Source organism: Ralstonia pickettii (assembly GCF_030582395.1).
Taxonomy (GTDB): Bacteria; Pseudomonadota; Gammaproteobacteria; order Burkholderiales; family Burkholderiaceae; genus Ralstonia; species Ralstonia pickettii_D.
On record NZ_CP104381.1, the window covers coordinates 1,857,690 to 1,871,022 of the forward strand.

A 13,333-nucleotide genomic window follows, 5' to 3' on the forward strand; every position below is an offset into this window, starting at 1 on the left:
CTGGATTACTTGAAGACGACGGTCTTGTGGCCGTTGAGCAAGATGCGGTGTTCCGCATGCCACTTCACGGCGCGGGCCAGCGCCACGCACTCCACGTCGCGGCCCACGGCGGTGAGCTGCTCCGGGTCCATGCTGTGGTCCACGCGCTCGATTTCCTGTTCGATGATGGGGCCTTCGTCGAGATCGGCCGTGACGTAGTGAGCCGTCGCGCCGATCAGCTTCACGCCGCGCTCATGCGCCTGGTAATACGGCTTGGCGCCCTTGAAACTGGGCAGGAATGAGTGGTGAATATTGATGGCGCGGCCTTCGAGCTTGCGGCACAGGTCGTCGGAAAGAATCTGCATATAGCGCGCGAGCACGACGAGGTCGATCTGCTGCTCCTGCGCGATCTCCCAGATGCGCGCTTCCTGCTGGGCCTTCTGCGCGTCTGTCGCCTGCAGCAAAGGCAGGTGCATGAACGGCACGTCGTAGGACGCGGCCAGCTGGTAAAAATCACGGTGGTTCGACACGATGGCCGCAATCTCGATCGGCAGTTGCCCGGCGCGGGCACGGAACAGCAGGTCGTTCAGGCAGTGGCCGATCTTCGAGACGAGAATCATCACGCGCGGCTTGGCTGCGGCGTCGAACATGCCCCACTGCATGGAGAAACGTTCGCCGATGGGCGCAAAGCAGTCGCGCAGCGTAGCGAGATCAAGCGGTTGCCCCTGCGGCACAAAATGCACGCGCATGAAAAACCGGCCCGTGAATTCGTCGCCGAACTGGTCCGAATCGAGAATGTTGCAGCCCTGTTCGAACAGCAGGCCCGACACGGCGTGGACAATGCCGGGCTGGTCTGGGCACGACAGGGTAAGAATGAAACCGGAGTGACTCATGAAGCGTTTTATGTGTTGTTGTCGGACGCAAACCGCTGCGGCGCCCGGGGCAATCTCAGGCGCGCCAGGGCGTCGAGAGTAACGAGCGTGGCGTCGACCGTCATCGCGAAGTCCGCCATGATATCAAGCACTGTGTCGGGGCTGGCGCGCAGGTGGCCTGCAACCTCCCCGTCCTGATTGGCGGGGACGAAGCTGTCTGGCAGTGTCAGGTCGAACGCGAAAAGCGTTTCGCACTGGATGCCTTCCGGCACTTCGCGCAGCACATCCAGCGTGCCGCGGGGCGTCAGCGACGCTGCCAGATCGGCGCCGATGCCCGCCTCTTCCCAGCATTCCTTCTCCAGCGCACCACGTGCATCGAAGCCGTGGCCGATGCCGCCGGCGACGAGGTTGTCCCACATGCCGGGGTCGATCGGTTTTGTCTCGGCGCGGCGGGCTAGCCAGAGCGCCGGCCCGGCACCATCTGCGCCGTCGATCAGGACGTTCATGTGTGCAGCATAGGTGCGAATGCCGAAAAATCGCGCGGCGGCGCGTTCGATCAGCGCCAGCGTGGGCGTGCCCCAGCCGGTGTTGACGGCGAAACGCTCGTCGCGCCAGCCCCGCACGTGGCCTTCTTCGGCCAGGCGCATGATGACTTCGGCCAGTGCCGCGGTGCGCTGCGCCTCGGTGGCGACGGTTTCCCGCAGATCGACCCGCTGCGTCGACACATCGAACCAGTGCGGCCAGCGCGCAAGCAACGATGCGCGCTCTCGACTCAACCAGCCGACACGTTGCCCCGCAACAATCCACGGGATCAGCGCGTCGGCATCGAACGCCTGCCGGGCGGCCAGCCCGTCCCGAATGCGCTGAATGCGCGGATCCGTCATGTCGGGACCCCACAATGTCGGGCGTGCATTGTGCTTTCCGTGCAGCACGGGTCGCGCGATAATGCGCCGTTAATACAAGCCGTCATCAGACTGGAGAAACAAGGATGGATGAAATCGACGAGCTGTCGGATCTGCCGACCCCACGCTTTATTTGGGGCTTCGCCATTGCCGTCACACCGTCCGGCGAAGTGTCGCACGATGAATTCGAATATCTGACGCACACCCGCACACCGCGCTTCACCTGCCGCGTGGTCGAACTCGAAGACGCGCCCGCCGAGCCCGAAGACGAAGGCGACATCGATGGCCGCATCGTCCACTTCGACAACCCGAAGCGGATGTTCTACATCACCGATCTGGGCCTGGCCCTGATGAACTTCACCCTGTTCGACAAGGTGGATAACAAGGCGAAGCTGAAGGACGCCTGCGATCAAGCCATCGCGGACTGGCTCACCCGCCGCGAGTTTCTCGACTCCGAACCGGACGACGACGAGGACGATTGAGCCTCATCGCTTGACCGCGCGAGATCATTCAGCCCTGACCGGTAGCGCCGTCTTCGGCAAAGCGCAGGTCGGCCAGGCGCACATCGGTGTAGGAACGCCCGGCATCGAGCAAGGCCGAAACCTGCGCCTTCACCCGCTCCTTCTGGGCGCGCAACGCACGTGGCGGCACGGTCGAATCCTGACCGGTGTGGTGCAGATACAGCATCTTGTAGGTGAGTTGGCTCACCATCCACTGCCGCAGCACGCGGCGCCGGCCGGCATGGTCGGCCTCGAATCCATCGATTTGTCCGAGCAGCACAGAAAACGCCCGCGCGAGGCTCGCCGGCTCCGCGGTCTCGCCGGCGATGCAACGTTCGGCGACGGCCCGCGCCTCCGCGGGTGACATGGTGTGGTCCGTCTCGACGAAGCGCTCAGTTGCAGGGTCTGGCCGCGGCATCGGCGGCCGATTTGCCAGCCGCGCCGACACCGCAGACAGCGCTTCCTGCGCACGGCGCATGGACGCTTCCAGCGATTGCGCATCGCCCGGCTCCACGCCAATAGTGGTCGGCATATCGCTGGATTCTCCGTCGCGTTTGTTGACGTCCATCGCTCCCTCCGGTGATCGTCCGCGACCAGATGCCGCCGGACGAAAACGGAATTGTAGAACGCGGCGCACATTTCGCGACAAATCGACACCGACGTTCCACATTACGAAGTGCGCGCAAACGTTAACGTGGGGTCACAAAACCACGGTGCATTGTTGGCCGAAGTCAACGCGGCGCAGCTCGGCCCCGGGTAAAATGCCGGTTTGCGCCATCTGCGCATGCATTCAATAGCTGACCGCCTTCGCGCGGCAAGGAAATCGCCTTGATCAAGTGGATTATCGTGGCCCTCTATCTGGGCTCCATTCTGTACGTGCACTTTCGCGGCAAGGTGCGCCTGAAGTTCTGGCGCCAGATGTTCGACCACTCGGCCGTCGTGGCGCCGATCAACTGCTTCATGTACGCGTTTTCGGGCGTGCCTCAAACGCCGTATGTGCCGGTGGAGCGCTTTCCGGATCTGGAAAAACTGCAGGCCGCGTGGCCGCAGATTCGCGACGAAGGCCTGGCGCTCATCAACCTGCGCAAGATCAAGGCCGCCGAGAAAAACGACGATGCCGGCTTCAACTCGTTCTTCAAGAATGGCTGGAAGCGTTTTTATCTGAAGTGGTATGAGGCGCATCACCCCTCTGCCGAACAGCTCTGCCCGCAGACCGTCGCGCTCCTGCGCGATCTGCCCAGCGTGAAGGCGGCGATGTTTGCCGAGCTGCCGCCGGGTGGCAAGCTGAACCCGCACCGCGATCCGTTTGCCGGTTCGCTGCGCTACCACCTGGGCCTGTCTACGCCCAACGACGACCGCTGCTTCATTGAGGTCGACGGCCAGCGCCACAGCTGGCGCGACGGCCAAGGCGTGGTCTTTGACGAGACCTATCTGCACTGGGCCGAAAACGCCTCCGACAAGGACCGCCTGATCCTCTTCTGCGATATCGAACGCCCGATGAAATTCGGCTGGGCGCAGCGCATCAATAAATGGCTGGGCCGCAAGGTCATGACTGCCGCCAGCTCGCCCAACGACGACGGCGACCAGACCGGCGGCATCAACAAGCTGTTTCGTTATGTATGGGTGATGGGCCAGTACCGCCGCCGCTTCAAGGCCTGGAACCGCAAGGTCTACTACGTAGTGAAGTTCGGTCTGATCATTGGCGTGGCGGCGTTGATCATCTGGATCTGAGCGCCCCCCCCTTCCGCTTCGCACAAAGAACCGGCCCACGCGCCGGTTTTTTGTTGCAGGTGAAAAAGCTACCTGTATTGCGGTCGGCTTGCGTTTTTACAAAGCAGTGAAGGAAAAGCGCCACATGGGGCACAAATCTCGCCTAATGTCAGGAACTGAGCGCTCCGGCGCTTATTCGATATGGCGGGCACGCCGCTTGCTCTCTCCTCTTTCGACAACCCTTGCGCTTTGCATGGGACCGAGTCAGAGCCGGGACGCGTGTGCCTGTGTCCCTCGTCAACAACAAAGACAGTGAGATCAATCGCCATGAAAAAGAACCTCATTAGCCGCCAGACCATCGTCACCCGCGCCGCCGCGCTTGCTGCTGTCGCACTGCTCGGTACCCAGCTCGCCGCGTGTACCACGACCAGCCCGAATGCGCAGGGCTCCGACGTGATGTCGTCCACCAACAAGCACGCCACCACCAACTCGCAAGCCGATTCCGTGCTGTCCCGCCTGTACACCACGGCCAGCGGTTCGCGTGAGCTGGTGGCACGCGCCAAGGGCGTCCTGGTGTTCCCGTCGGTGCTGAACGCCGGCTTCGTCGTAGGCGGCCAGTACGGCGAAGGCGTGCTGCGCACCGGCGGCGGCCGTCCGCTGGGCTATTACAACATCGCCTCGGCGTCGGTGGGCTTCCAGGCCGGCGCGCAGTCGCGTGCGCTGATCATCCTGTTCATGACGGACGAAGCGCTGCAGAAATTTCAGGCGAGCCAGGGCTGGACGGCCGGCGTGGATGCCACCGTGGCACTGGCAAAGATCGGTGCGAACGGCGCGGTCGATACCAATACCGCCCAGCAGCCGATCATCGGCTTCAACCTGACCAACGCAGGCCTGATGGCCGGCGCATCGGTCGAAGGCACGAAGATCACGAAGCAGAACAACTGATCGACGTTTCGCTGACCAGCCATGCCGCCGTCTCGTACGGCGGTTTTTTTTTGGGCAGAACCCGGCAGGAAGCGGTGCGGCAAGGTTGCAGCCCTAGGGAAATTGAAAAGTCCTCGACACGCGCCGTCTGTGGCGCAGGACTGGGATCAGCCGGCAAGATTGACATCGGTGGGTTGGACATTCGCTACGGCCCCAACCTGCGCAAAGGACCGAACGATGGCGGGTCGACGGTGATCGGGCCGCACGGCACGTTCGTCAGATAAAGTGTGGACGCTGGTGCGCGGGCCTGCCTGGGCAGTTGCTGTACCGCACGAAATAGCGGTTGCCAGCGCAAAACGCATGAGTACATAAGAAAATACTATTTGGAATTCGCATACTGCCTCTACCAGAATGCAGGAACCACATGCATGACTGGGATCAAACAGGCGGATGGAACTCCGACAACTCGAAGCGTTTGCCGCGGTCATGTCGACCGGCAGCGTCACCGCGGCGGGCAAGCTGCTGGGACGCTCGCAGCCTGCCATCAGCCGGCTCATCCAGGATCTGGAAGCCGAGATTGGCTACGCCTTGTTCACACGAGCCGGGCCCCGCGTATCGCCCACGGAGCAGGGTTTCCTGCTGTACGAAGACGTTGAGCATACGCTGATCAGCTTACGTCAGATTCGCACGCGCGCCGAAGAAATCGCGCGTGGCGAGGCACGCCCGCTGCGCCTTGCGGCCACGTCGGCATTGGCCGCCGGTTTGTTGCCCGCCGCCTTGGCCGACGAGCCGGAACTCGCGCAACACGTCCAGATTCGCAGTGCCTCGCCCGAGCAGGTGGTGCACGCCGTGCTGACCGGCGCGGCCGACCTGGGCATCAGCAGCCTGCCGCTGGAACATCGCGGCGTCACGGTGCATTGGATCGGCGAAGCCGCGTGCGTGGCTGCCCTGCAGACCCAGGACCCGCTGGCCGCCGGCAGCCGTGTTGCGCTGGCCGATTGCGCGGGACATCGCATCATCACGATGCACAACCCGTATCGCCTGCGCCGCCGTCTGGACCAGGCGCTGGCGAAGGCCGGCGTAGAGCCCACCGCCCTCATCGAGACCAACGCCTCGCTGAATGCGCTGACCGCCGTGCGCGCGGGCCTGGGCGTCGCGTTGCTGGAGCCTGTGACGGCATACGGCGTGCCGATCGACGGCGTGACAGTGCGCCCGATCGACGCCGATATCCCTTTCTTCTTTGGCGTGATCACCCCCGAGGCCAGGCGGCCATCGGCGGGGGTGACCTCATTGACCGACGCCCTCGCGCGGGCAGCCCAGCGCCTGCTGCCGGACTGCAAGCTGCACGACCCGGCGCGCCACGCCAACATGCTGCAGGTGCTGTACGGCGAACCCATCAACGAAACCGAAGGCGCGTCCGCATGACCGCTGCACAAGAAGACAATGCGCTGCAAGTGACCGGGCTCGCGGCGCTCGAAGCGCGTTTGCACCAGGACCTGTCGTGGTTGGAGCTGCCCGCGAAGAACTGGACGCTGCCGCACACGTTGGAGGGCCAATCCGTGCTGGATGTGGCCGTCATCGGTGGCGGCATGGCAGGCCTGGCGGCCTCGGCATCGCTCAAGCATCTCGGTATCGGCGTGGTGGTGTTCGACCGCTCGCCCGCCGGCTTCGAAGGCCCATGGGCAACGACGGCGCGCATGGAAACGCTGCGCTCGCCAAAGCAGTTGACCGGCCCTGCGCTCGGCCTGCCGGCCTTGACGTTTCGCGCATGGTTTGAAGCGCAGTTCGGCACCGAAGCGTGGGAGGTGCTCGACAAGATCCCGAGACTGCAATGGATGGACTACCTGCGCTGGTACCGCCGCGTGCTGCAGCTTGACGTGCGCAACGAACAGCACGTGAAGGCCATCCACCCGCGCGTGGATGGCGCCGTTGAATTGCTGATCGACGCGCCGTGCCAACCGACGCAGCGCGTGTTTGCGCGCCGCGTGGTGCTCGCTACCGGCCGGGACGGGCTTGGCGGCGCATCCGTGCCCGATTTTGCGCATCGGCTGCCGCGCCGCTGGTGGGCGCATTCGTCTGACGAGATGGACTACGGCACGCTGGCCGGCAAGCGCGTGGGCGTGATCGGTGCAGGCGCATCCGCGATGGATTCGGCAGCGACGGCGCTCGAGGCCGGCGCCGCCAGCGTGGACATGCTGATCCGCCGGCCCGACCTGCCACGCGTGAACAAGGGCAAGGGCGCCGGGTGCCCAGGCCTCGTGCATGGTCACCTGCACCTGACCGATGCCTGGAAATGGCGCATCCGTCATTACATCAATGTCGAGCAGGTCCCGCCGCCGCGCGGCAGCACGCTGCGTGTGTCTCGGCACCCGAATGCGCGCTTCAACCTGGGTTGCGGCATCCTGGGCGTGGACGAGCACGACGGCGTGCTGCACGTGGCCACGACCAAGGGCGTATTCCAACTGGACTTCCTGATCTTCTCGACGGGCTTTCGCACCGATTGGGCCTCGCGCCCCGAGTTCAGCGCACTGGCACCGCACATTCGCCAATGGCGCGACCGCTACACGCCGCGCCCAGGCGAGGAAGACGCGGAACTGGCCGATTCGCCCGACCTCGGCCACGCGTTCGAGTTTCGCGAGAAAACGCCCGGCACGCTGCCCGGCCTGTCGCGCGTGCATTGCTTCTGTTATCCCGCGTCCGTCACGCACGGCAGCGTCTCGGGCGACATCCCCGCCATCAGCGAGGGTGCGAAGCGCTTGGCGCAAGGCATTGCCGGCTTGCTGTACCAGGAAGACATCGACGGACACTACGCCGCCATCCAGGCCTATGCCGAGCCGGAAATCTTTGGCGATGAATGGACGCCCGCGCCGCCGCCCGGTGCGGAGGCGAATGCCACTTCCGGCCAGGAGGCTGCACGATGACAGGCTGGCTCATCCGCCGCATGGGCCAGGCGCTGCTGGTCGTGCTGGTGATGACGGTGATCGTCTTCATCGGCTTGCACGCCATCGGCAACCCGGTCGACATTCTGATCGGCCAGGACGTAGACCAGATCGACCGCGCGCGCATCATTGCCGAACTGGGCCTCGACAAACCGCTCTGGGAGCAGTACCTCGCCTTCCTGAAAGGCGCGCTGCACGGCAATCTCGGCAAGAGCTTTGTCTACAACGAACCGGCCATCCAACTGATCCTGCAACGCCTGCCGGCTACGCTGGAGCTGGCGTTTTCTGCGCTGATCATCGCGGTGGTGATCGGGGTGCCGCTGGGGCTGTTCGCGGGGCTGTATCCGCGTCATCCGGTGTCGCGCCTGCTGATGACGGGCAGCGTGGTGGGATTTTCGCTGCCGACCTTCTGGGTGGGCCTGATGCTGATCATGGCGTTCAGCGTGAGCCTCGGCTGGTTGCCCGCCAGCGGGCGCGGCGAAACGGCGCGTCTGTTCGGCATCGAATGGTCGTGGCTGACAGTGGATGGCCTGCGGCACCTAGTGCTGCCGGCGGTCAACCTGTCGCTGTTCAAGCTCTCTCTGGTGCTGCGGCTGACGTCTGCCGGCGTGCGCGAGGTGCTGCCACTGGATTTCGTGAAGTTCGCGCGTGCCAAGGGCCTGTCGCCGCTGCGCGTGGTGCTGGCGCACGTGCTGCGCAATACGCTGATCCCGCTGGTGACGGTGCTGGGCCTGGAGCTGGGCTCGACCATCGCCTTTGCGGTGGTGACGGAAAGCATCTTTGCGTGGCCCGGCGCGGGCAAGCTCATTCTGGATAGCATCAACTCGCTGGACCGGCCGGTCATCGTGTCGTACCTCATCGTCGTGGTGTGCCTGTTCGTGTCGCTCAACCTGATCGTCGACATCCTGTATCGGCTGCTGGACCCGCGCGTGCGCGCAGCGGACAGCGCGGAGGCTGCATGATGAATACAACTCCGCAACCCACCACCGCAGCGACGGTGGCCGCCCCGCGCAAGCAATCGCCGTGGCGCCGCGTGGCGTCCGATTTTCTGGCATCCAAGACCGCCGTCTTTGGGCTCGCCGTGGTCGTGATCCTGATGCTGGCCGCGCTGGCCGCACCGTGGATCACGCCCCAGAACCCATACGACCTGATGCAGCTCGACGTGCTGGATTCGCGCCTGCCACCGGGTTCGCCGAATGGCTTGGGGACGTTCACGTACTGGCTCGGCACCGATGGCCAGGGGCGTGACCTGTATTCCGGCATCCTCTATGGCCTGCGCATCAGCCTGGGCGTGGGGATCGGTTCGGCCGCCGTGGCCGCCGTGATCGGCACGCTGCTCGGCCTCATTGCGGCGTATGCCGGCGGCCGCGTCGACAGCATCATCATGCGCACGGTCGACCTGCTGCTGTCGTTCCCGTCGGTGCTGGTGGCGATGATGATCCTCGCCTATCTGGGCAAGAGCATCACCAATGTCGTGCTGACGCTGGTGGTGCTGGAGTGGGCGTATTACGCGCGGACGGTGCGCGGGCAAGCGCTGGTCGAGCGTCGCCGCGAATACGTGGAAGCCGCCCGCTCGCTCGCCCTGCCCGGTTGGCGCATTGCGCTCAGGCACATCCTGCCAAACTGCCTGCCGCCGCTGATCGTCGTAGGCACGCTGCAGGTGGCGCGCGCGATCACGCTGGAGGCAACGCTGTCGTTTCTGGGCCTGGGCGTGCCGATTACCGAGCCGTCTCTGGGCCTGCTGATTTCCAACGGATACCAATACATGCTCTCAGGCCAGTACTGGATCAGTTTCTATCCTGGCATTGCGCTGTTGCTGGCGCTGGTGGCCATCAACCTGGTGGGCGACCGCCTGCGGGAAGTGCTGAACCCGAGGACGCAACGATGACGGCGTCCACCAACGCGACCACCCTCGAAGTCCGCAACCTGCGCACGCATTTCTTCACACGTGAAGGCGTACTGCCGGCGGTGGACGATGTGTCGTTCTCGCTCGCGCGCGGGCGCATCCTCGGGCTGGTGGGCGAATCCGGCTCAGGCAAGTCCGTCACCGGCTTCTCGATCATGGGCCTGGTGGACCCGCCCGGCCGTGTGGTCGGCGGCGAGATCCTCTACCAGGGTCGCGATCTCACCAAGCTCGCCCCGCGCGAATTGCGCAAGCTGCAGGGCAACCGCATCGCCATGGTCTTCCAGGACCCGATGATGACGCTCAACCCCGTGCTGCGCATCGATGCCCAGATGATCGAGGCCGTGCGCGCGCACAGCAGCATGAGCCACAAGCAGGCGTGGGACCACGCGCGCGACACGCTCGGCCTGATGGGCATTCCGAGCCCCGAAGAACGGCTGCGGGCGTACCCGCATCAGCTTTCGGGCGGCATGCGCCAGCGCGTGGCGATTGCCATTGCGATGCTGCATCGGCCCGACCTGATCATTGCCGACGAACCGACCACGGCGCTGGACGTGACCATCCAGGCGCAGATCCTGTCCGAAGTGCAGAAGCTCGCGCGCATGCACGGCACGGCGCTGATCTGGATCACGCATGACCTGTCTGTCGTGGCCGGCCTGGCAGACGAGGTGGCTGTGATGTACGCCGGGCGCATCGTCGAACACGGTCCGGTTGATGCCGTGCTCGATGCCCCGCTGCACCCCTACACCATGGGCCTGATCGACAGCCTGCCCAGCGAGAACCGCCGCGGCCAGCGCCTGCGCCAAATTCCCGGGATGACGCCGAACCTGCTGTCGCTGCCGGCAGGCTGCGCGTTTGCAGCACGCTGCCCGCGCGCCACCGAGGTCTGCGGCGTCACGCCGGAAATCACGCAACCGCTGCCGGGGCGCCTCGTCCGCTGCTTCCATCCCGGCGCGCAGCACGCGTCCTCGCGGGAGGTCGCGTGAGTACGCCGCTCGTTGAACTCAAGCAGGTCAGCAAACGCTTTGGCGATCGCAAGGTCGGTGCGGGTGATCGCGTCTTGCAACGCTTTGGCCTGGCGCATCCGCCTGCAATCGTTCGTGCTGTTGATGGCGTCGACCTTGCGATCCAACCAGGTGAAGTTGTCGGCCTCGTCGGCGAATCGGGCTGCGGCAAATCCACCCTCGGCCGCATTGCTGCGGGCCTGATGCCGCCTTCGGCCGGTGAGGTGCGCGTGGACGGCAAGGCTGTCGACGCGCTCTCCGCCGAGGAAGCCCGCGCGGCCCGCCTGAAGATCCAGATGATCTTCCAGGACCCGTACGCCAGCCTCAACCCCCGCCTGCGTGTGGAAGAAATCGTTGGCGAAGCGGCGCGCGTGCATGGCCTGACCGACCGCGCCAACTTTGCCGATTATGTGGCCGCGCAGATGCAACGCGCCGGCCTGGACCCCGCCCTGCGCGACCGCTACCCGCATCAGTTCAGCGGCGGCCAGCGCCAGCGCATCGGCATTGCGCGTGCGCTGGCGGTGCAGCCTTCGATGCTGGTTTGCGACGAAGCGGTGGCAGCGTTGGACGTGTCGATCCAGGCGCAGATCCTGAACCTGTTCATGGATCTGCGCGAGCAGCTCAACCTGACCTACCTGTTCATCAGCCACGACCTGGGTGTGGTGGAACACCTGTCCGACCGGGTGGTGATCATGTACCTCGGCCGCGTGGTGGAATCGGCTCCGGCGGAGGAAGTCTTCCGCCGCCCGAACCATCCTTACACGCAGACCTTGCTGGCGGAGATTCCGCGCCTGTCGGCCCGGCACAAGACGTTTACAGCCATTCAAGGCGAGATGCCGAGCCCGCTGCATCCGCCAACGGGCTGCCATTTCCACCCGCGCTGCCCGCACGCCATGCCCCGCTGCAAGACCGAGACGCCGACGCTGCGCGGCATTGCGGTCAACCATGTCAGCGCCTGTCATTTGAACGACGCGACCTGAACGACATTCAATAAGCCAACGATTCCAAAAACAGGAAATGGGAACCCACGTGAAACGCCTCCTTGCCTCGTCGCTTGCTGTTGCACTGTTTGCAGCTGCCGGCGCTGTCAGCGCGCAAACCCTGAACATCGCCTTTGCCGATCCGCTCTCATCGCTCGACCCGCAGTTGAACAATCACGCAGGCGACCGCTCCGTCGACGTGCACTTCTGGGATCTGCTGGTCGAGAACAAGTGGAACAAGCTGCAGCCCGGTTTGGCCCTGTCATGGAAGACGCTGGACCCGAAGACGTGGGAATTCAAGCTGCGCCCGAACGTGAAATGGCACGACGGCCAGCCGTTCACGGCGGACGACGTCATCTTCTCGTACCAGCGCGCGCGCAGCGTGCCGGGCAGCGTGGCAACGTTCGCGGGCTATCTGCGCACCGTGGAGTCCGTCACGGCCAAAGACCCGCTCACGCTCATCATCAAGACGACCATCCCGAGCCCCGACTTGCCGCTGAACCTGGCATCCGTGCACATCGTCAGCAAGCACGTGGGTGAGAAGTCTTCCACCGAGGATTACAACGCCGGCCGTGCCGTGGTGGGTACCGGCCCCTATAAGTTCGTCTCGTATGTGCCGGGCGATCGCGTGGTGATGGCGCGCAACGACAACTACTGGGGCGACAAGCAGCTCTGGGAGAAGGTCAACTACCGCTACATCAACAACGCTGCCGCTCGCACGGCCAACCTGCTTTCAGGCGAAGTCGATGTCATCGACAAGGTGTCGGTGTCTGACCTGGCGCGCCTGCGTCAGTCGCCCAACGTGAAGGTGTTCGCCTATCCGGGCCTGCGCGTGATGCTGCTGCAACCAAGCTTCCGCAAGGGGCCGAACGACTACATCACCGGCAACGACGGCAAGCCGCTGCCGAACAATCCGCTGCTGGATGTGCGCGTACGCCGCGCGCTGTCGCTCGCGATCGACCGGAAAGCGATCGTCGACCGCATCCTGCAGGGCGCCGCCACCGTCGCCAACCAGTGGATGCCGTCCGACACGTACGGCTACAACCCCGATGTGAAGGACATCGCTTACGACCCCGCGCAGGCCAAGAAGCTGCTGGCTGACGCTGGCTTTCCGCAGGGCTTCAACCTGGTGATCCACGTGCCGAACGACCGCTATCCGCAAGGCCCCGAAACGGCGCAGGCGGTGGCGCAGTTCTGGACCCGCATCGGCGTAAAGGCGCGTGTGGAAGTGGTGCCCTGGTCCGTCTACTCCGGCCGCGCCAACAAGAACGAATATGCGATGAGCATGCTGGCCTGGGGCAACGGTACGGGCGAGGCGAGCTACGCGCTGGTCAACGTGCTCGCCACGGTCGACACCAAGAAGGGTCTGGGTGCGTCCAACTGGGGCCACTACAGCAACGCGGCTGTCGACAACGCATTGAACGCCTCCACCGAGGAATTCAACGTCGAAAAGCGTGCGGCCATTCTTCGCCACTCGGTCAAGCTGGTCTCGGATGACGTGGGCGTGATGCCGCTGTACCACTACCAGAACGTATGGGCCGCCAAGAAGGGCCTGAAGGTGACGCCGATGACGAGCGATCGCACAGCAGCCCAAATGGTCACCAAGGACGGCAAGTAAGC

The 13,333-nt window shown here is 64.5% G+C and carries 13 protein-coding genes; 10 read left to right on the forward strand and 3 right to left on the reverse strand.

What is annotated here, in order from left to right; all coding sequences use genetic code 11:
* Positions 1–5: 5 nt before the first annotated feature.
* Complete coding sequence (purU, locus tag N5B55_RS08900; protein ID WP_009240941.1) at positions 6–872, reverse strand: formyltetrahydrofolate deformylase; 867 nt, start codon at positions 870–872, stop codon at positions 6–8.
* An 8-nt stretch (positions 873–880) separates the two neighbouring features.
* Positions 881–1,735, reverse strand: coding sequence for an NUDIX hydrolase (locus tag N5B55_RS08905; protein WP_304537935.1), 855 nt, complete (start codon positions 1,733–1,735; stop codon positions 881–883).
* A gap of 104 nt (positions 1,736–1,839) precedes the next feature.
* On the opposite strand from N5B55_RS08905, the gene N5B55_RS08910 reads away from it, so the two are divergent.
* Positions 1,840–2,235, forward strand: a complete 396-nt coding sequence (locus tag N5B55_RS08910) for a hypothetical protein (RefSeq protein WP_009240943.1) — start codon at positions 1,840–1,842, stop codon at positions 2,233–2,235.
* 28 nt (positions 2,236–2,263) lie between these two features.
* On the opposite strand, the gene N5B55_RS08915 is transcribed toward N5B55_RS08910, so the two are convergent.
* A complete protein-coding gene (locus N5B55_RS08915) occupies positions 2,264–2,821 on the reverse strand; it encodes a hypothetical protein (protein ID WP_304537936.1) in 558 nt (185 codons plus the stop codon).
* Between the two features lie 260 nt (positions 2,822–3,081).
* Here N5B55_RS08915 and lpxO point away from each other — a divergent pair, with 260 nt between their 5' ends.
* The 9 genes from lpxO (at position 3,082) to N5B55_RS08960 (ending at position 13,331) form a co-directional block, all read left to right on the forward strand.
* The gene (lpxO, locus tag N5B55_RS08920) at positions 3,082–3,984 is read left to right on the forward strand and encodes a lipid A hydroxylase LpxO (protein ID WP_065856564.1); all 903 of its coding nucleotides are present in this window, start codon (positions 3,082–3,084) and stop codon (positions 3,982–3,984) included.
* 306 nt (positions 3,985–4,290) lie between these two features.
* Positions 4,291–4,908: a BPSL1445 family SYLF domain-containing lipoprotein gene (locus tag N5B55_RS08925; protein WP_012762212.1), complete on the forward strand. Its 618-nt coding sequence runs from the start codon at positions 4,291–4,293 to the stop codon at positions 4,906–4,908.
* A 429-nt stretch (positions 4,909–5,337) separates the two neighbouring features.
* Positions 5,338–6,312, forward strand: a complete 975-nt coding sequence (locus tag N5B55_RS08930; RefSeq protein WP_304537937.1) for a LysR substrate-binding domain-containing protein — start codon at positions 5,338–5,340, stop codon at positions 6,310–6,312.
* Complete coding sequence (locus N5B55_RS08935; protein ID WP_304537938.1) at positions 6,309–7,808, forward strand: NAD(P)-binding domain-containing protein; 1,500 nt, start codon at positions 6,309–6,311, stop codon at positions 7,806–7,808. The genes N5B55_RS08930 and N5B55_RS08935 overlap by 4 nt, the downstream gene beginning before the upstream one ends.
* A complete protein-coding gene (locus N5B55_RS08940) occupies positions 7,805–8,788 on the forward strand; it encodes an ABC transporter permease (RefSeq protein ID WP_304537939.1) in 984 nt (327 codons plus the stop codon). The genes N5B55_RS08935 and N5B55_RS08940 overlap by 4 nt, the downstream gene beginning before the upstream one ends.
* Complete coding sequence (locus tag N5B55_RS08945; protein WP_304537940.1) at positions 8,785–9,714, forward strand: ABC transporter permease; 930 nt, start codon at positions 8,785–8,787, stop codon at positions 9,712–9,714. Before N5B55_RS08940 ends, N5B55_RS08945 begins: the two co-directional genes overlap by 4 nt.
* The gene (locus N5B55_RS08950; RefSeq protein WP_304537941.1) at positions 9,711–10,715 is read left to right on the forward strand and encodes an ABC transporter ATP-binding protein; all 1,005 of its coding nucleotides are present in this window, start codon (positions 9,711–9,713) and stop codon (positions 10,713–10,715) included. The genes N5B55_RS08945 and N5B55_RS08950 overlap by 4 nt, the downstream gene beginning before the upstream one ends.
* Positions 10,712–11,713 carry an ABC transporter ATP-binding protein gene (locus N5B55_RS08955; protein WP_178960288.1) on the forward strand — a complete coding sequence of 334 codons (1,002 nt, stop codon included), beginning with the start codon at positions 10,712–10,714 and terminating at the stop codon, positions 11,711–11,713. The genes N5B55_RS08950 and N5B55_RS08955 overlap by 4 nt, the downstream gene beginning before the upstream one ends.
* Before the next feature lie 49 nt (positions 11,714–11,762).
* Positions 11,763–13,331 carry an ABC transporter substrate-binding protein gene (locus N5B55_RS08960; RefSeq protein WP_065856665.1) on the forward strand — a complete coding sequence of 523 codons (1,569 nt, stop codon included), beginning with the start codon at positions 11,763–11,765 and terminating at the stop codon, positions 13,329–13,331.
* Positions 13,332–13,333 lie beyond the last annotated feature (2 nt).